Source organism: Nocardiopsis deserti (genome assembly GCF_008638355.1).
Taxonomy (GTDB): domain Bacteria; phylum Actinomycetota; class Actinomycetes; order Streptosporangiales; family Streptosporangiaceae; genus Nocardiopsis; species Nocardiopsis alborubida.
Genome location: NZ_VWVS01000001.1, coordinates 541,572 through 559,108, shown reverse-complemented (window position 1 = coordinate 559,108; position 17,537 = coordinate 541,572). Strand labels below are relative to the sequence as shown.

Annotated in this window: 12 protein-coding genes; 1 reads left to right on the top strand and 11 read right to left on the bottom strand. The window is 72.1% G+C overall.

Annotation, left to right across the window (positions count from 1 at the left end):
* Positions 1 to 19: 19 nt before the first annotated feature.
* From FYW99_RS12155 to FYW99_RS12110, 10 genes are all read right to left on the bottom strand, one after another.
* Positions 20 to 223, bottom strand: a complete 204-nt coding sequence (locus tag FYW99_RS12155) for a cold-shock protein (protein ID WP_061082122.1) — start codon at positions 221 to 223, stop codon at positions 20 to 22.
* A 728-nt stretch (positions 224 to 951) separates the two neighbouring features.
* The gene (locus FYW99_RS12150; RefSeq protein WP_150252093.1) at positions 952 to 1,860 is read right to left on the bottom strand and encodes an ATP-binding cassette domain-containing protein; all 909 of its coding nucleotides are present in this window, start codon (positions 1,858 to 1,860) and stop codon (positions 952 to 954) included.
* An 8-nt stretch (positions 1,861 to 1,868) separates the two neighbouring features.
* Complete coding sequence (locus FYW99_RS12145) at positions 1,869 to 2,825, bottom strand: ABC transporter ATP-binding protein (protein ID WP_150252092.1); 957 nt, start codon at positions 2,823 to 2,825, stop codon at positions 1,869 to 1,871.
* A complete protein-coding gene (locus FYW99_RS12140; protein ID WP_150252091.1) occupies positions 2,825 to 3,733 on the bottom strand; it encodes an ABC transporter permease in 909 nt (302 codons plus the stop codon). The genes FYW99_RS12145 and FYW99_RS12140 overlap by 1 nt, the downstream gene beginning before the upstream one ends.
* Complete coding sequence (locus FYW99_RS12135; protein ID WP_150252090.1) at positions 3,730 to 4,725, bottom strand: ABC transporter permease; 996 nt, start codon at positions 4,723 to 4,725, stop codon at positions 3,730 to 3,732. Before FYW99_RS12135 ends, FYW99_RS12140 begins: the two co-directional genes overlap by 4 nt.
* 186 nt (positions 4,726 to 4,911) lie before the next feature.
* Positions 4,912 to 6,615: an ABC transporter substrate-binding protein gene (locus FYW99_RS12130; protein ID WP_150252272.1), complete on the bottom strand. Its 1,704-nt coding sequence runs from the start codon at positions 6,613 to 6,615 to the stop codon at positions 4,912 to 4,914.
* A 565-nt stretch (positions 6,616 to 7,180) separates the two neighbouring features.
* The gene (locus FYW99_RS12125; protein WP_150252089.1) at positions 7,181 to 8,200 is read right to left on the bottom strand and encodes a LacI family DNA-binding transcriptional regulator; all 1,020 of its coding nucleotides are present in this window, start codon (positions 8,198 to 8,200) and stop codon (positions 7,181 to 7,183) included.
* 121 nt (positions 8,201 to 8,321) lie between these two features.
* A complete protein-coding gene (locus FYW99_RS12120) occupies positions 8,322 to 9,203 on the bottom strand; it encodes an Fpg/Nei family DNA glycosylase (RefSeq protein WP_150252088.1) in 882 nt (293 codons plus the stop codon).
* Between the two features lie 133 nt (positions 9,204 to 9,336).
* Complete coding sequence (locus tag FYW99_RS12115) at positions 9,337 to 12,456, bottom strand: DEAD/DEAH box helicase family protein (RefSeq protein WP_150252087.1); 3,120 nt, start codon at positions 12,454 to 12,456, stop codon at positions 9,337 to 9,339.
* A gap of 146 nt (positions 12,457 to 12,602) precedes the next feature.
* Positions 12,603 to 14,048, bottom strand: a complete 1,446-nt coding sequence (locus FYW99_RS12110; protein ID WP_150252086.1) for a PucR family transcriptional regulator — start codon at positions 14,046 to 14,048, stop codon at positions 12,603 to 12,605.
* A 255-nt stretch (positions 14,049 to 14,303) separates the two neighbouring features.
* Between FYW99_RS12110 and gabT the strand changes: the two genes are divergently transcribed.
* Positions 14,304 to 15,641 carry a 4-aminobutyrate--2-oxoglutarate transaminase gene (gene gabT, locus FYW99_RS12105; RefSeq protein ID WP_150252085.1) on the top strand — a complete coding sequence of 446 codons (1,338 nt, stop codon included), beginning with the start codon at positions 14,304 to 14,306 and terminating at the stop codon, positions 15,639 to 15,641.
* Positions 15,642 to 15,747: 106 nt separating this feature from the next.
* Here gabT and FYW99_RS12100 read toward each other — a convergent pair whose 3' ends face one another.
* Positions 15,748 to 17,352, bottom strand: coding sequence for a PucR family transcriptional regulator (locus tag FYW99_RS12100; protein WP_150252084.1), 1,605 nt, complete (start codon positions 17,350 to 17,352; stop codon positions 15,748 to 15,750).
* Between the last annotated feature and the right edge of the window lie 185 nt (positions 17,353 to 17,537).

Below are 17,537 nucleotides of genomic sequence, written 5' to 3'. Positions count from 1 at the left end.
TGCGCGAAGTTATCGCGTGCTAGAGCGCGACGACGTTCTCGGCCTGCGGGCCACGGGTGCCCTCAACGATCTCGAACTCCACGCGCTGGTTCTCCTCCAGGTTACGGAAGCCCGAACCCTGGATGGCGCTGTAGTGAACGAAGGCGTCGGGGCCGCCGCCGTCGGGGGAGATGAAGCCGAAGCCCTTCTCGCCGTTGAACCACTTCACAGTTCCCTGAGCCATGTTCTCTCCTTCAGCTCGGTGTACACGGACGCAAACTCACGTCCGCGAATTGCCGCGAGCCGGACTCCCTTGGAAACCGCCCGCCGGTCACAAACTCCGCGGGCAAGACACCAACTGCGAAATTCAACGACTAACAATCACTTCGAACCTACCACAGACGGGCCAGCTGGCAGAGGATTCCGGTGTGGCAACCCGCACGGCCCGCCGGGGAATACCGATGGACCTTCCAGGGTACCGGTGTGCCGCGTGTGACCGCACACCGCGATGTCCCCTCCCGTTCAGGCGGACGTCGCCAGCATGTCGTCGACGCACCTCAGGGCGGGTGCGCTCGTGGCCGCGTCCGGGCTCGGGACGGCTCCGCCCGCGACCACGGAAGGTGTGCGCCCCACCGGGCGGCAGGGTGGCCGGGAAGGCGTCCGCAGGCCCCTTCCGGACCGGGGCCGTCGACGTTCGGGGACAGGTACCGCAAGAGGGCCGGGACCGTACGGACATCCGCGAATCACCACCGACCGCACGGGCTCACGCGTCCAATTCCGGCTTTCGGTGGTCGGTGTCGAGATCGCGTGCGAAGGACCGCCGCGCCCGTTTTCCGCCCTTCGGCGGTGGGGACCTCACGCCCCGGACCCCCGGGCCCGGGGCGCCTCCCCCGGCGGTGCGCGGGGAGGTCCGGAAAAGACCGAGGCGCCCGCGGGGGGTGGACGGGCGCCGGGATGGGGGGAAGCGGGGGCTCAGCCCTGGTCGATTCCCACGAAGTGGCCCTCCTCGGCCTCGATCAGCGGTGCCGAGTCCTCGTCGGGCGCCGTCGGCAGGACGACGTCCTCGGGGGGGTTGGCCGCCAGTTCGGCGTCGACCTCGGCCCAGGTGCGGTGCAGCTGCGGCACGCAGGACAGCAGGTGGCGGCTGTAGGGGTGCAGCGGGTTGTCGAAGACCCTGGCCGTCGGCCCCATCTCGGCGATCGCGCCCTTGCGCAGGATCACCGACTTGTCGCTGACGTAGTTGCCCAGCGACAGGTCGTGGGTGACGAACAGGATGCCCAGGCCGCGTTCCTTGAGGTCGGCGAGCAGGTTGAGCACGTCGATGCGCGTGGAGGCGTCGAGCATGCTGATGATCTCGTCGGCGACCAGCAGCTTGATGTCCAGCAGCAGCGCCCGCGCGATCAGCAGGCGCTGCAACTGGCCGCCGCTGAGCTGGTGCGGGTACTTGTTGAGGACGTTGCCCGGGTCCAGGCGCACCGTGGCGATCGCGTCCAGCACCTTGTCCCGCCACTCCGTCTCCGGGGTCTGCGGGAAGTAGGAGGTGCGGACCATCTCGAAGACGCGGTCGGCCTTGAAGATGGGGTTGAAGCAGCTGAACGGGTCCTGGAAGACCCCCTGCACGCGGCGGTAGTACTCCTTGCGCGCAGTGTGGCCCTTGATGGTGGTGATGTCGGTGCCCTCGAAGGTGATGCTCCCCGAGGTCGGACTCGACAGGCCCAGCACCATCTTGCCGAGGGTGCTCTTGCCGCTGCCGCTCTCACCGATCAGCGAGACGACCTCGCCCGCACCCACCGTGAGGCTCACGTCGCGGACGGCGCGCAGGCGGCCACCGCCGAACGCGCCCACCTTGTACACCTTGTGCACGTGGCTGAGTTCCAGCACGGTCTACCTCACCCCGTCTTCCAGCAGGCGGCCCAGTGGCCGGGTTCGATCTCCACCAGCGGCGGCTGTTCGGAGCACTTGGAGAACGCCATCGGGCAGCGGTCCTTGAACCGGCAGCCGGTGGGCGGGTTGAGCAGCCCCGGCGGGGTGCCGGGGATGCCCTCCAGGCGGCCCCCCTGCACGGTGGAGGTGGAGCCGACCTCGGGCAGCGCCCCGATGAGCATCTGGGTGTAGGGGTGCTTGGGCTCGTTGATGATGGTGCCCGCGGGCGCCTTCTCCACGATGTGGCCCGCGTACATCACCATGATCGTGTCCGCCATCTGGTACACGAGCGAGATGTCGTGGGTCACGAAGACCATGCTCTTGATGTAGCCCCGGTCACGGAACTCCACCATCGACTCCGCGACGGAGCGCTGGGTGGACACGTCCAGGGCCGAGGTGACCTCGTCGGCGATCAGCAGCGACGGGTTGAGCAGGGTCGAGATGACCATGACGACGCGCTGCTTCATGCCGCCGGACAGCTCGATCGGGAACCGGTTGAGCACGTCGGTGTCCAGACCGACCAGTTCCAGGCGGCGGTGGAGCTCCTCGGTGATGTCGGCGGGCCGCACGCCTCGGGCGCGCAGCAGCTCGTTGATCATCTTCCCGATCTTGCGGGTCGGGTTGAGCGCGCTCATCGCGTACTGCGGGATGAGCGAGATCTCGTGGTACCGCAGGGGCACCATCGCCTGGTCGTCGGCGATGGGCACGTCCTTGCCGTCCAGCTCGATCGTGCCGCCGACGTGGCGCATTCGCGAGTCCAGGCGGATGAGGCTCTTGCCCAGGGTGGTCTTGCCGCAGCCGGACTCCCCGGCCAGGCCCATGATCTCCCCGTCGGCGAGGTCGAACGTGACGCCGTCGAGGGCGTGGACGTCCCCGCGCAGGGTCTGGTAGTAGACCTTCAGGTCCTTGACGCGCAGGGTCATCACAGCTCCCGCAGCTTGGGGTTGAAGACCTCGTCCAACCCGACGTTGAGGATGTACAGCGAGCCAACGATCACCGTGATGCCGAGGCCCGGCGGGATGAACCACCACCACATGCCGAGGGTGAGCGCGCTCCAGGCGACGGCGCTCTCCAGTATCAGGCCGAGGGACACGCCGTTGGACGGGCCGAGGCCGATGAAGTCCAGGCCGGCCGCGGTGAGGACCGCGCCGCCGAAGAGCAGGATGAAGGACATCACCAGGTACGAGCTCATGTTGGGCGCGATCTCGGTGGTGATGATCTTCCACGTGCGCCGACCGCTCAGCCGGGCCAGGTCCACGTAGTCGCGGGTGGCCAGGGACAGCGCCTGCGAACGGACCGCGCGGGCCGCCCACGGCCAGGCGGTCAGGCCGATGAACAGGCCCTGCACGAACAGGCCGCGCGCGTCCAGGTAGGCGATCGCGACGATGAGCACGACCATCGCGGGCAGCACCAGGACCACGTTCGTGATCATGTTGAGGATCTCGTCGACGATCCCGCCCTTGTACCCGGCGACGAAGCCGACCGCCGTGCCGATGACGAAGGCGACGCCGCCGCCGAACAGGCCGATGATGAACGTGGCGCGCACACCGTGCACGAACTGGGCCCAGATGTCCTGGCCGAACGTGGTGGTGCCCAGCCAGTACTCGCCGTTGGGCGGCTGCATCTGCGGGCCGACGTACTCGTTGGGGCTGTCGCTGACGAAGAAGGGGCCGATGATCCCGAGCAGCAGGAAGGCCAGGACGATACCCGAGCCGATGAGCAGCTTGGGGTTGCGCCGGGCGTAGTAGAGGGCCTCGGAGCCCTTGCGCTCGGCCGGTTCGGGGGCGGCCGCCTTCTCGGCGGTTCCCGGAGCTCCGGCGACGTTCGTCATGAGGAGCCTCCCGTCATCTGGACCCGGGTGCGCGGGTCGATCAGCACGTAGACGATGTCGATGATGAAGTTGGCGATCAGCACGCCGATGACCACGAACAGGAAGACGCCCTGGAGCAGGAAGAAGTCACGGTTCTCCAGGGAGTCCAGGATGAGCTTGCCGAGGCCGGGGTAGTTGAACACGATCTCGGTGAGCAGGGAGCCCGCGATGATCGTGCCCAGCTGGACGGCCAGTCCGGTGATCTGCGGCAGCATGGCGTTGCGGAACGCGTAGCGCCGGACCAGCTTGCGCGGGGCACCGAGGGCCTGGAGGTAGTTGGAGTAGTCCGCGTCCAGTTCGTAGATGATCATGTTGCGCATGCCGATCGCCCAGCCGCCGAGCGCCACCAGGAACATGGACAGGAACGGCAGGAACCAGTGGGTGATCAGGCTGGAGATGAACAGCCAGCTGAACTCGGGGCGCAGGGAGAGGCTGTAGCCGTTCGCGGCCGGGAAGACCCCGGCGACGATGCCCAGGCTCCAGGCCAGCAGCAGGGCCAGCCACATGTACGGCGTGGCGGTGAGGATGTAGCCGACCGGCAGGACCGTGTTGTCCAGGGCCTTGCTGCGGGCGGCGAAGGCGCCGAAGCGGTTGCCGATGATCCAGCTGAGCAGGATCGCGGGGAGCAGCAGTCCCAGGGTGAAGGGGACCGCCCGCATGATGACGTCGGTGACCGGCTCGGGGTAGAGCATCACGCTGATGCCCAGGTCCCCCCGGAACAGACCGGCCCAGAAGCTCAGGTACTGCTCGTGCAGCGGCTTGTCGAGGCCGAAGACCTCCTCGTAGTAGGCGGTCATGGACGCCAGGGCCTCGGGGTCGCCCACCGAGGCTCGGGAGAGCATGTTGCGGATGGGGTCGCCGGGCATGAAGCGCGGAATCATCCAGTTGATGGTGACCGCGACGATGAACGTAAGCAGGTAGACGAAGAGCTTACGACCGATATAGCGCCACACACGTTCCTCCAGGTGATGGCGGCGGACAGTCGAGTGGCCCCGGAGGGGGCGCGGCCCGGACCCTGTGGGGGTGTCCGTGCCGCGCCCGCTCTCCCGGGGCGTCCCCCGGCCGGGCTCTTTCGCGCCGTGCCTCGGCCGGGGTCGGGGAGTGGTCAGCGGGGTGGACGGGGGGCCTCTCCCCCGCCCCTACTCGACCGGTTCGATCGCGGCGAGGGTCTCGACCCCGCCGAGCTCGTACCAGCCCTCCCACATCACCGCGGCGCTGTTGGGCGTGTCCTCCGCCTCACTGGGCCAGTTGGTCCAGGCGGCGTTGTTGACCTGCGACCACTGGCCGTTGTACCAGAGCGGGATGGTCGGCAGCTCGGCCAGGAAGTGCTCCTGGAGCTGCGAGGTGACCTCGGCGGCGGCCTCGACGTCGTCGGCGGGGACCCGGGCGAGCTCCTCGGTGAGGGACCAGGCCTCGTCGCTCTCGTAGCGGTGGAAGTTCACCGTGGTCTGCTGCTCCTGGATGGGCAGCTGGTAGAGGTAGTCGTAGTAGGTCCACGGCGAGTTGCTCAGCTGCCGGGCGTTGTTGATGACCAGGTCGAACTCACCCGAGTTGCGGTTCTCGTCGAGCAGACCAGCGTCGGGGAACTCGGCCGTGATGTTGATGCCGACGTCCTGGGCGTCCTGTTCGATGAGGCGGGCGGCCTCCATCCAGTCGGTCCAGCCGGAGGGGACCGCGAGGGTCAGGGCGATGGGCTCGCCGTCGGGCGTCTCGACGAAGCCGTCGCCGTCCTCGTCCATGTAGCCGGCCCCCTCGAGGATGGCCACTGCCTCGTCCGCGTCGTAGCTGAAGCCCTCGCGCTCGACCAGCTCGTGGTCGATGTAGGCGTCCCACTCGGGCAGCAGGCCCGTGGGGTTGGCCGGCTGGACCAGGTTGGCGTACGGGCCCTCGACGATCTGGGTGATGTCGATGGAGTGGGCCAGGGCCCGGCGGAACTCCACGTCGTTGAGCGGTTCACGGGTGTGGTTCGGGATGAGCCACGCCGTGTTGGCGCTCTTCATGTACGGGGGGCCCTCGTAGAAGCTGGTGATGCTCTCGTTGCTGTTGAGGACCTGGTCGATGCCGGGCAGGAAGTTGTTGGAGAGGTCGACCTCGCCCTGGTTCAGCATGCCCATCGTCACCTCGTTGGAGGCGTTGACGATGTCGACGATGTAGCGGGCGTCCATCGTCATGTCGAGGGCCTCGACGGCCCACCACTCGTCGTTGCGCTCCCAGACCATGCGGTCGTCGGTGTGCGACTCGTAGACGTAGGGGCCGGTACCGACGGGGTTCTCGTTGGGGCTGTCGGTGATCTGGGTCTCCTCCATGTCGGCCCAGATGTGGTCCGGGACGATGGGGTTGGAGTAGGCCCAGTTCATCCACTCCTGCGGACGGCTCTCCGAGAAGGTGACGGTGACCGTGCGCTCGTCGGTGGCCTCGACGCTCTCGATGTAGTCCCAGACGTTGCCGTAGGGGACTCCGGAGACCTTGCCGAGCTCCAGCGTGGTGACCACGTCCTGGGCGACCAGGGGCTCACCGTCGTTCCACGTCACGCCCTCGCGCAGGGTGATCTCGTGGACGGTCTCCGAGGTCCACTCGTCGCTCTCGGCGAGCCAGTGGACGTACTCGCCCGCCTCCGGGTCGTAGTGGAAGAGCGACTCGTAGACCAGGCCGTTGGTGCCGACCGCGAAGTTGCCCCTCATCATCGGGTTCCAGCTGGTGGGGGCCTCCCACGCCGTGCCCGTGGTGTACAGGGTCTCGTTCCGGGGGTACTGCCCCGAACCGCCCCCGCTGTTCCCGCCGTCACCCGCGCAGGCGCTGACCGCGAGGGCCAGGGCCGCGAGGGCCGCCGGAAGCCGCAGCATTCTCATCTCGACTCCTCCTTGTCACCCGGCCGGCCTATGGGGGGAGTCCCCTCCGAGAGACCGGAAGGGTTGGGAGCGCTCCCAGTGGTGAGCGCGCGAGACCGTTGCTGAACCGGGTAAGTGACGTTAACAACAACACGTCTGCAGGAAGGGCGTCAATGCCCGACACTTCGCTGTTATTCGCTTGTAACAGCACAGATGCGGGTATGTCAGTAAGTTCGGCGGCGCTGAACCGGTTCCGCACGGGTGTTCTCGCTCCCTCGGAGGCCTGTCGGCGTGGGGCGTTACGCGCCGTAGCCTTCCACAGCCCGCGGGAAGGGGGCAGCACCCTCACGGTCACCTTTTGGACACCAAGGCCACAGAGATCACCGGGGCAACTCACGGCTCAGTTTTCACATCGTTAACATCCGTCGCGGCATCCGCCGTGAACCCCGGCACCCGCGCCACGCGGGGCTTCCGGGGCCTCACGCGGGGTACGCGCCGGACGGAACGCGCGGCCCGCCGGGGCACGTGTCCGGGAGGCGCGACCGCCTCCGGCCGCGGGCGACCGGGCGGAGGCGCCGGATCACGCGCCCAGGGGGCCGGTGCTCCCCCGCGGGAGCAGCTCCCCCCGGGAGGTCTCCCTGTTCTCCACCGGCTTGCCCTCGATCGTCCTGGCCAGCATCAGCGCGGCCTGGCGGCCGTAGGACACGATGTCGCGCACTATGGCGGTCAGCGAGGGGCGGACCAGGCGGCACAGCACCGAGTCGTCCCAGGCCACGATGGACAGCTGCGAGGGCACGTCGATGCCCATCTCGTGGGCCACGCCCAGCCCGGCCACGGCCATGAGGTCGTTGTCGTAGATCAGGGCGGTCGGCCGGTCGGTGGTGGCCAGCAGCTTGCGCGTGGTCCTCGTGCCCCCCTCGCCCGTGTAGTCGGCGTGCACCCAGCGGGCCTCGCCCAGCCCGGCCTGCGACGCGGCGTCCAGGAAGGCCTGGGTGCGCACGCGGGTGTGCACGAACTTCTCCGGGCCCGCCACCTGGACGATGCGCCGGTGGCCGAGGGCGGCCAGGTAGTGGACGACCTCGCGCATGGCGGTGGCGTCGTCGGTGTACAGGTACGGCAGGGAGCCCACGCCCTCGGGCCCGCCGAGGACGACGGCGGGCAGAGGGAGGTCCTCGACGGCCTGGACGCGCGGGTCGCCCACGCGCAGGTCGACCATGATCACGCCGTCCACCCGGCGTTCGGACGACCACCGCCGGTAGGCCGCGATCTCGGCGCCCATGTCCTCGGTGACCTGTAACAGCAGGTCCACCCCCGAGGAGGCCAGCTCGGTCTCGATCCCCGAGACCAGCTGCATGAAGAAGGGCTCCAGCCCGAGCGAGTGGGCGGGCCGGTCGACCACCAGGCCGACCGCCCCGATCCGGCCGCCGGGAGCGAGGGCGCGCGCCGGGCTGCTGGGCGCCCAGCCGAGGTCGCTGGCGATCGCCAGGATGCGTCTTCGGGTCTCCTCCGAGACCCCCGGACGCCCGTTGAGCGCGTAGGACACGGCCCCCTTGGACACCCCCGCGGCCTTGGCGATGTCCATGATGGTCGGACGCCGCATCAAACCCCCCATTCGTCCCCCTGATCACACAACGCTGAACCGGTTAAGCAGACGGTTGGGGATTGTACTGCATGCCCTTGGCATCCAATCAGACAAAAGGGCACTTACCTCACTAATACCCTCAAACCCCCTGGCATCCGGGGCACCAGTAGAGGGTGCGTCCGGCCAGTTCCGCGGAGGCGACCGGCGAGGAGCACACCCGGCAGGGGTCACCGGTCCGGTAGCACACGTAGAGGCTGTCGGCCCGGGGCACGGGACGCGCGTCCGGGTCGGGGCGGTGCTCGGGGAGGGTGGTGATGATGTAGCCGTCCCGCACGCCGTCGCGGAGCAGGCCCGACAGGTCGTCCCACAGCCGCGACCATTGGTCGGCCGTGAGGTCGCGGCCCGGGGTCATCGGGTCCAGGCCCGCCCGGAACAGCGACTCCGCGCGGTAGATGTTGCCGATGCCCGCCACCACGTCCTGGCGCATGAGGAGCGCGGCGACGCTGGTCCGGGAGCGGCTGACCACGCGCCAGGCGCGTTCGGGGTCGGCGTCGTCGCGCAGGGGGTCGGGACCCAGCCTGTCCTGGACGGCACGCTTCTCGTCCTCGGTGACGACCTCGCAGGCCGAGGGGCCCCGCAGGTCGGCCCAGCCGGAGGAGTTGACCAGCCGGGCGCGCACCGCGCCGACGGGTTCGGGCGCCACGACGAAGCCCTCCGCGTCGCGGAGCAGCTCCGTGCGGGCGCCGCCCGCGGCCCGCGGCGCGCCCAGGTGGCGTTCGCCGTCGGCGTCGCCGAAGGACCAGGCGCCGTACAAACCCAGGTGGACCCGCAGCCACTCCCCCGAGTCGAACCCGAGGAAGAGGTGCTTGCCGTGGGCCTCGCTCTCGGTGAGGACCCGGCCGTCGATCCGGGCGGCGCCGTCGGCGAAGCGCCCCTGCGGGCTGCTGGCGCGTACCGTGCCGCCGCCGAAGGTCTTGTCGAAGTGCGCCGCCAGGCGGTGCAGCGTGTGGCCCTCAGGCACCGGTCCTCCCCTCTCCCGTCCGCCCGGGGCGGCGGCGTGACCGCCGCTTTCCGGACATCCGGGTCCAGGGTAGTGCGCCCTCCCCGGCCGCCGGTCCGGTCAGCGGTCGGCTCGGGAGGGGCCTCCCCGCGGGTCAGTGAGCGGTGAGGATCTCCTCCACGAGGGTGCGCGGATCAGCCAGGCAGCGCCAGGCGGGCACCACGACCACGGGGTCCCCCGTGGTGCGGTTGAGCGCCTCCCCCCGGGCGAGCAGCCAGCGCAGGGACCGGCCGTCGGGCTCCCGGTCGAGCAGGAGCAGCAGGCGGCGGGAGCCGAACCGGACCACCATGTCGGCGGTCCAGCCCTCGACCGTCTGCTGGAGGGTCACCTCCGTCCCCACCCCGCGCAGCTCCCTGACCAGTGCTGAGGCGGCCGCGTCGATCCGCTCCGTCCTGCCTCCCGACGCCGCCGCCTCCAGCTCGCCCAACGGGCCGTCGTCGCCCGACCAGTACCCGCGGTCTCCCACCACCACGAGCCGCTGGCGGGTGCGGGTGAGCGCCGACGACCACAGGTGGCCCATCCGGCGGACCCGCCGCTCGGCGATGGCGGGCGCCCCGGAGGCGAGTGTCGGTGTCAGGACGGTGACGTCCGCCGGGTCGTGGTCGTCCGCCAACAGGTCCGGCCCGCCCACCCGCACCTCGTGGCGCAGGACGCGCTTGCGCAGCAGGCGGCGCACCAGGGCCGCCTGGGGCTGGGTCGGCGCGACCACCGCGACCACCCGGCCCCGGGGCAGGTGCTCGTCGAGCTCGTCCACCACCACCGCCACCCGGTAGGCCTCGTCCCGGTTGACGTAGGACACCCCGGACGCGGCCTCGCAGGCCCCGGCCACGTCGCGCCACTCGAACGCGGGGCCGCCGGAGGGGTCGGGAACGGTGCGCACCGCGAGTCTGCCCCCGTAACAGTGCCGCGACGCGGCTCCGGCGAGCTGGGGCGGCGCCCCGTCGTGCTCGTCCAGCCACCGCATGGGCGGCGCCGCCCGGTACAGGGCGCGCATCGCCGAACCGCCGCCGTAGCGCAGGCCCCGATCGTCCAGCTGGTCGGCGGCCAGGCCCGCCGCGGCCAGCGCACGGCGCTCCTCCTCCGGTTCCAGCACGCTCACCGGCCCCGGGTGCGCCGGGTCGCCGAACACCACGGCGCGGTTGGCGCGGTAGAGCACCGGCAGCAGTTCGGCCAGCCGGGTGCGCTCGGCACCGACCACGACGACCAGGTCGAACAGGCCCGCCTGCGGTTGCAGCGCCCGGACCTGGTCGGTGCGGCACACCCACGCGGGCAGGGTGTCGAGCAGACCGCCCAGGGCGGGCCAGCCGTGGCCGCGGTGCCAGTTGAGGGTCTCCAACCGGTTCTCGATGGCGGCGCGTCCCCGCCACAACCGGGGGTCGCCGACCGCGCGCAGGCAGGCGGAGCTGGACCTGCGGTGCCGGTCGAGGGCTTCGGCCAGGTCGGCGGTGAGCGCGTTCAGCGGCGCGCAGCGGGTCCGCCGGTCCACGGCCGAGCGCCACTCGCCCTCCAGACGGGCGACCGCGCACAGGCGGGCGAGGTTGTCGGGGTCGGTGTCCACGCCCAGTTCACGGCGGACGGCGCCGCGGTGCGCCAGGGCGGCGAGGCCTCCGGCGCACGCGCGCTCGGCCCGGTGCAGCCAGTACTCGGGGCCGCCCCGCTCCGGCGTGAAGAGGGAGTCGGGGTCCCACCCCTGGGCGACGACCCGGCCGCGCTCCTCCGCCAGGCGGGCGAGCGCGTGGCCGCCGGAGGCCATGGTGTCCATGGCCCGCCACGCCTCGCGGACCGCCGCCCAGTCCGCGGCCAGGTTCGCCCAGTGGACGGTGGGGTCCTCCCCGCCGGGACCGGAGGGGGCGGCGGGCAGACTCCGGGAGTGCTCGGTGAGGAGCCGGGTGAGCAGCACGGCCTCGGCCGTGCGCTGGCCGTCCCCGCCGACGCGCACGACGGGGTGTCCGGGGGAGGCGTCCGCGCGCAGGCGCACCGCGGCGACGTCGGCCTCGGTGCGCCCGCACACCAGGACGCTCTGGCCGTTGCTGACGGCGGTGCGCACGAGGGCGTCGACCAGGTCGTGCACACCGCTTCCGGGCGGGGCGGCGGCCACGGTGAGCTGCTCGCGCATGGCCGCGCACAGGACCGCGTACTGGGACTGGTCGAGGGCGGTCGCCGAGATCGGGGCGGGAGGCTCGGCGGTGTCCCCGGCCGGGTCGGCGGGACCGCGGCGGATCCCGGCGCGGGAGCCGCGGAAGAGCCGTCCGGACGCCGCGGGGCCGGGGGCCGCGGCCGTCCGCGCGGTCTGCCCGAGCAGGGTCTCCAGCGCGGTCCCGCTGACGTCCTCGGGGACGAGGCCGTCGCGGCCGGAGGGGTCGAGGTCGGCCAGGACGCCCTCGACGCCGACGGGCTCGTGCTCGTCGGCCTCGTGGTGCCCTGCGGGCCCGGCCCGGAAGAGCACGGCGACGTTGTGGGCGCCGTCGACACCGGTGCGCGGGGCGCCGCGGGTGCCCAGGGGGGCGATGTCGTCCACCCGCTCGATCCCCAGGCTGGCGAGCAGGACGCGGATCCTGGCGGCGAGGTCGGCGACGGCCGCGGGGCGCCGCGAGGGGTCGGGCGCCCCGGAACGCAGCCGGGTCCGCAGTTCGAACAGGTCCTCGGAATCGCTGAGGCCGAGGCGTTCCAGGAGCGCGGGGTTGACGTCGGGCGGGCCGACCGCGCGGACCAGTGTGTCCCCGGAGCCGGTGCGGGCGTCCGCGGTCTCGTCCACGACCCGCACGTCGACGGTGAGCAGGGGCAGGGCCACCCGGTCGTCGCCCTCCCCCAGGATCACGAGCGGGTAGCCGTAACGCGGGGACTGGCCGAGGTTCTGGGCCGCGCGCAGGACGCGGACGGACTCCGGGTGCAGCGGAAGCGTCTCCCTGACCCCGCTGAACAGCGCCTCGGGCCCCGGGGGCAGGCAGGCACAGCTGTCGGAGCCGAGGTCGCCGACCGGGATGACGTGGGTGTGCACGGCCTCGCGGCGCAGGCAGGCGCGCAGGTAGGCCAGCAGGGAGCGCACCTCGGATCGGTCGATCGAGGGCTTCCAGCGCAGCGAGGCCGTGCCGACGCCCGACCGTCCGCCGGGCACCGCGGGGAGGGGTCCGGCGGCTCCCGGGAGCCCTCCCGGCGGCGATCCCGGCACGCCCGCGTGCCCGATCTCGTGCTCGTCGTCCCGCAGTGACCTCAACGTCTCCCCCGCCCGGATGTGTCATCGGCCGACTACCCACCGACAGCAAGCCATTGTGGTGGATGGACCGGTACCGGACCCCGCGAACGCCGGAACCCGTCGCCGCTTTCACTCCGGGTGACGGCGTGCGGGAATCGGGAGGAGGGTCAGCCCGCGGTCCCGTGGACGCGCAGGGCGATCCACAGCTCGGTCCGGTAGTCGGGGTCGTCCAGGTCGCCGGGCAGCAGGTCGCGGATGCGCCGCATGCGGTAGCGGAGCGTGTGCCGGTGGACTCCCAGGGCCTCCGACGCCGTGTCCCACCTCCCCGAGGCCGCGAGGTAGGCGCGCAGCGAGGAGAGCAGTTCGGCCGAGGTGCGCTGGCGCAGCAGCGGGGCGAGCAGGTCCCCGGCCATGCGCGCCCCGGCGGGGGTGTCGGTCAGTCCGAGCAGTCCGCCGGGCAGGTCGCCGACGCGGAGCAGGTCCTCCCCCGCGTCGCGCGCGGCGGCCAGCGCGCGCCCGGCCTGGGACAGTGCCGCGGACAGTTCGGCGTAGGGGGACGGGTCGCTCACCCCGACCGGCCCCTCCAGGACCTCGCCGAGCACTCCCGCGCCGGTGTCGGCGGGGGCCAGCAGCAGGGCGCGACCGCCGTGCTCGGTGACCAGGACGCCCTCGGGCGGCTGCGCGGGCCCCACCCCGTCGGCGGCCGCCACGACGACGGGTTCGGCGGGAAGGACCCCGCGCAGCCGTTCCGCCCCCGGGTGGAGCGGGTCCAGCGCCCCGGTGAGCAGCGCCGCGAGCACTCCCTCGCGCACCCGCGCCGTGGCGTTGTGCGCGGTGCGCTCCAGTTCGAGGGAGAGCAGCGACACCGCCGCGTTGACCAGCGTGCGCTCGTCCGAGCCGAGGCGCCCGCCGGTGCCCACGGCGAGGAACCCGCGGACCCGGCGGCTGGTGGCCAGGGGTTGCACGGAGACGTGTTCGCCGCCCGAGGTCAGGGAGACGCTGGCACGCACGCCCGCCTCGCGCAGCCGGTCCAGCTCCTCGGCGAGCCCGGCGGCGCGGGGGGCGGCCCCGGCGGGGGCGGCGTGCCGGGCGGTGCCGTCGGCGGACAGCAGCAGCACCCAGGCGCCGAGTTCGCGGGCCAGCCGGTCCACGATCGCCGCCTCCCCGGTGAGGGCGGCGCGGGTGAGGTCGCGCTGGGCGGCGAAGGCCCGGCTCAGCCCCTCGTACTCCTCCTTGGCCAGGAGGCGGGACACCTCCTTGCCGATCGCGATGAAGGGGGTCTCCCGGGCCACCTCCAGCAGTGTGAGGCCGAACTCGGCGGCGGCCTCGCGGAGGGGCTCGGGGGTGCGCTCCAGGACCACGCCGACCGCGAAGCCCAGCGCGGTGACGCGGCGCTCGGCCAGGCGGCGCGTGTAGTCGCGCAGGTCGGGGACGCCGGTGGCCCAGCGCACGCCTGTGGTGAGCAGGAGTTCGCCGCCCGCCAGGTAGGGCGTGGGGTCCTCCAGCTCGCTGACCGCGACCCACTCCACCCGCCGGTCCAGGTTCTCCTGGCCGGTGAGCAGGTTCATGCGCAGGCGGGGCGTGCGCATCAGGGCCCCCAGGGTCGGTGGCATCGGCGTCCCCTCCACTTCGTCCGCCGGTCGAGGCGGTCCGGTGCGGTCGGCGGGGCCGGACGCGGGCGGACCGCCCTCTCCCCCGCGCCAGCGGACCCGCTTCGTGCGAACCCTGACGCGTTGGCGCAAGGATCAGTCCAGGTTATCCACGCTGTCCATGTGGGGGAGGTTCCGTGCGCCCTAGTGTCATCCCAGGTCGGGGAGCCCACCCCCGGCTCCTCTCCGCTCCCGTCCACCGCAGAAGGAGGCAGCCGCATGGCAGCGACCGAGGTCGCCCAGTCCCGCCGGATCGTCACCGAGATCCCCGGCCCCAAGTCCCGCGCGATCCAGGAGCGCCGCCGTTCGGCCGTCGCCCAGGGCGTGGGCAGCGTCCTGCCCGTCTACGTCGAGCGCGCGGGCGGCGGCATCGTGGAGGACGTCGACGGCAACGCGCTGATCGACTTCGGCTCCGGCATCGCCGTGACCAACGTCGGCAACGCCGACCCGCGCGTGGTGGAGCGCGCCGCCGAGCAGCTCGGCCGGTTCACGCACACCTGCTTCATGGTCAACCCGTACGAGGCGTACGTGGAGGTGTGCGAGGCGCTGAACCGGATCACGCCGGGCGACCACGAGAAGCGTTCGATCCTGCTCAACTCGGGCGCCGAGGCGGTCGAGAACGCGGTGAAGATCGCCCGCAGCGCGACCGGCCGCCAGGCGGTGGTGGTCTTCGACCACGCCTACCACGGCCGCACCAACCTCACCATGGGGCTGACCGCGAAGAACATGCCCTACAAGCAGGGCTTCGGACCGTTCGCCGGTGAGATCCACCGGATGCCGATGGCCTACCCCTACCGCTGGCCGACGGGCCCGGACAACTGCGGCCCCGAGGCGGCGGCCATGGTGATCGAGCAGATCACCAAGCAGATCGGCGCCCAGAACGTGGCGGCCGTGGTGATCGAGCCGATCCAGGGCGAGGGCGGCTTCATCGAGCCCGCCCCCGGCTTCCTGCCCGCGGTGGTGGAGTTCTGCCGCGCCAACGGCATCGTGTTCGTCGCCGACGAGGTGCAGACCGGTTTCGCCCGTACCGGCGACATGTTCGCCAGCGAGCACGAGGGCGTGGTCCCGGACCTGATCACGACAGCCAAGGGCATCGCGGGCGGCCTGCCGCTGGCCGCGGTGACCGGCCGCGCCGAGCTGATGGACGCCGTGCACGGCGGCGGCCTGGGCGGCACCTACGGCGGCAACCCGGCGGCGTGCGCCGCGGCGCTGGCCGCCCTGTCCGCGATCGAGGCCGACGGCCTGGTGGAGCGGGCCCGCGCGATCGGCGAGCTGATGCTGGGCCGCCTGCGCGAGCTGGCCGCCAAGTACGAGGTCATCGGTGACGTGCGCGGGCGCGGCGCGATGATCGCGATCGAGCTGGTCCAGGACGCCGACCGCACGCCCGCCACGGAGGCGCTGGCCAAGGTGCTGTCCTTCTGCCACTCCCGCGGCCTGGTCCTGCTGAGCGCGGGCACCTACGGCAACGTGATCCGCATGCTGCCGCCGCTGGTGATCGGCGACGAGCTGCTGCACGAGGGCCTGGACATCCTGGAGGAGGCCTTCGCCCAGCTGTAGTCCCCCGTGCGGGGTTCCCGCCCCCGGCATCGCTGTGGACTGCGGTGGTGACGCTGGCGGCGGGGCCGCCCCGCCGGAAACGTCGGGCAGTTGGGTGTGCGCCGGGTCAGCGCTCGTCGCGGACCGAGTCCAGTGACAGCAGCGCCACGTGCAGGGACAGGCAGGTCTCCACCGAGTCCAGGTCCGCGTCCAGGACGTGGGCGACGCGCCGCAGCCGGTCGTAGAACGCCGGGCGGGACAGGTGTGCCCGTCCGGCCGCGAGCGCCTTGTTGCGGCCCGCGCCCAGGTAGTGGCGGAGCATGTCGGTCAGGTCGCCGCCGTGCCGCGCGTCGTGGTCCAGCAGCGGCCCCAGCTCGCGTTCGACGTAGGTCTGGAGCCGCTCGTCGTCGCGGAACAGGTGGAGCAGGCCGCGCAGGTGCAGGTCGGGCAGCCGGTAGAAGGGGCGCTGGTCGCTCTGGCGGATGGCCACGTCGCCGACCTGGCGCGCCTCCAGGAAGGAGCGCCGCACCTCGCGGACGCCGTCCGCGGAGGAGCCCACGGCCAGCACCGCGGCGCCGCCCACGGCGGTGCGGATGCGGTCGGCGAGCATGTGCAGGGTCGGGTCCAGGCGCTGGCGGCCCGGCAGCGCGAGCAGGATGCCCACGCGCAGGTCGTCGAGCGAGCCCACCAGTGCGGGCAGGCGCAGCTCCCGGCAGGCGCGCGCGGCGCCCTCGGCGGTGTCGGACAGGCGCGCCTGGGCGGCCAGCCCGGTCCCGCTCTCGCGCAGGCGCAGCACGAGTCCCACCAGTTCGCGGCCGTTGAGCGGCACGCCCACGGCTCGGGCCCGCACCAGGGCCTCCTCCGGGTCGGAGTAGGCCCGGTCGATGATGCCCGCGATGATCGTGCGGTGCGTCTGCCGCTCCAGGCTCTCCTGGTGGCGCTCCAGCAGCCTGCCCAGCGCCAGGGTGGTGGCGGCGCGTTCGATGAGCATGCTCTGGCGCGGGGTGGGGTTGGCCCCGACGACGAGGATCAGCCGACCCCAGTCCTGGCCGCGCGCTCCGACCGTGGTGACCAGCCAGCCGTTGGCGGGCGTGTGGACGGTGCGCGTTCCCGAACGCGCCGCGCGCGAGCGGCTCTCCCAGGAGGTGAGCAGGGTTCCGGGTTCCTCGCCGTTGAGGTCGCAGGCCAGCACCTGGTGGGTGAGGTTCTCCAGGACCACCGGGCAGCCGGAGAGCTGGGCGACCTCGTGCAGGATGCGCCCGGTGTCGGCGCCCTCCACCGAGAGCTGGGTGAAGACCGAGTGCAGCTTCTCCGACTCGCGCAGCTCCTCCAGCTGTTCGTTGACCACCCGGATGTGCACGGCCTCGGTGATCTCCACGAAGCGGGCCTCGCGGTCGAGCAGGACCACCGGCACGCCCGCGTCGCGCGCGGCGTCGAGGAAGGCGGGCGGGAGCTCGGCGTGGTACTTGCGGCCCAGCTCGACCGCGATGCCGCTGACCCCGGCCGCGGCGAGGTCGTCGATGTAGCGGCGCAGCGCCTCGGGGTCGTCGGGCATGGCGATGCCGGTGCTGAGCACCAGCTCGCCGCCGCGGAGCAGGTGGGCGAGGTCGGTGACCTCGGCGATGTGCACCCAGCGCACGGCCACGTCCAGCCGGTCCGGGCACGCCACGACCCGGGGGCGGGCGCGCTGGAGGGCGGGCAGCTGGAGGACCTCGGCGAGGGTGGGGAGCACGGCCTCCATCCTAGGAGGCGCGCACTGGACGCGGTGTCAGGTGTCCGGCCCCCGGGCTTACACGGTGTACCGCACCGTCCGGGCCTGACCTGAGGAGAGGGCGCGCACGGAGGTCCTTACACGTCGTAAGTCCGGCCGCCATGTTGTCAACATGCTGATCCTGGCCAAGTCCGGGAGGCGGGGCG

Bases quoted from the DNA above. Each gene is read 5' to 3' on its own strand.
- gabT (WP_150252085.1), top strand. From the start codon at position 14,304: ATGGCAGCGACCGAGGTCGCCCAGTCCCGCCGGATCGTCACCGAGATC.
- FYW99_RS12155 (WP_061082122.1), bottom strand. From the start codon at position 223: ATGGCTCAGGGAACTGTGAAGTGGTTCAACGGCGAGAAGGGCTTCGGC.
- FYW99_RS12130 (WP_150252272.1), bottom strand. From the start codon at position 6,615: ATGCTGCGGCTTCCGGCGGCCCTCGCGGCCCTGGCCCTCGCGGTCAGC.
- FYW99_RS12140 (WP_150252091.1), bottom strand. From the start codon at position 3,733: ATGACGAACGTCGCCGGAGCTCCGGGAACCGCCGAGAAGGCGGCCGCC.
- FYW99_RS12110 (WP_150252086.1), bottom strand. From the start codon at position 14,048: ATGCCACCGACCCTGGGGGCCCTGATGCGCACGCCCCGCCTGCGCATG.
- FYW99_RS12125 (WP_150252089.1), bottom strand. From the start codon at position 8,200: ATGCGGCGTCCGACCATCATGGACATCGCCAAGGCCGCGGGGGTGTCC.
- FYW99_RS12145 (WP_150252092.1), bottom strand. From the start codon at position 2,825: ATGACCCTGCGCGTCAAGGACCTGAAGGTCTACTACCAGACCCTGCGC.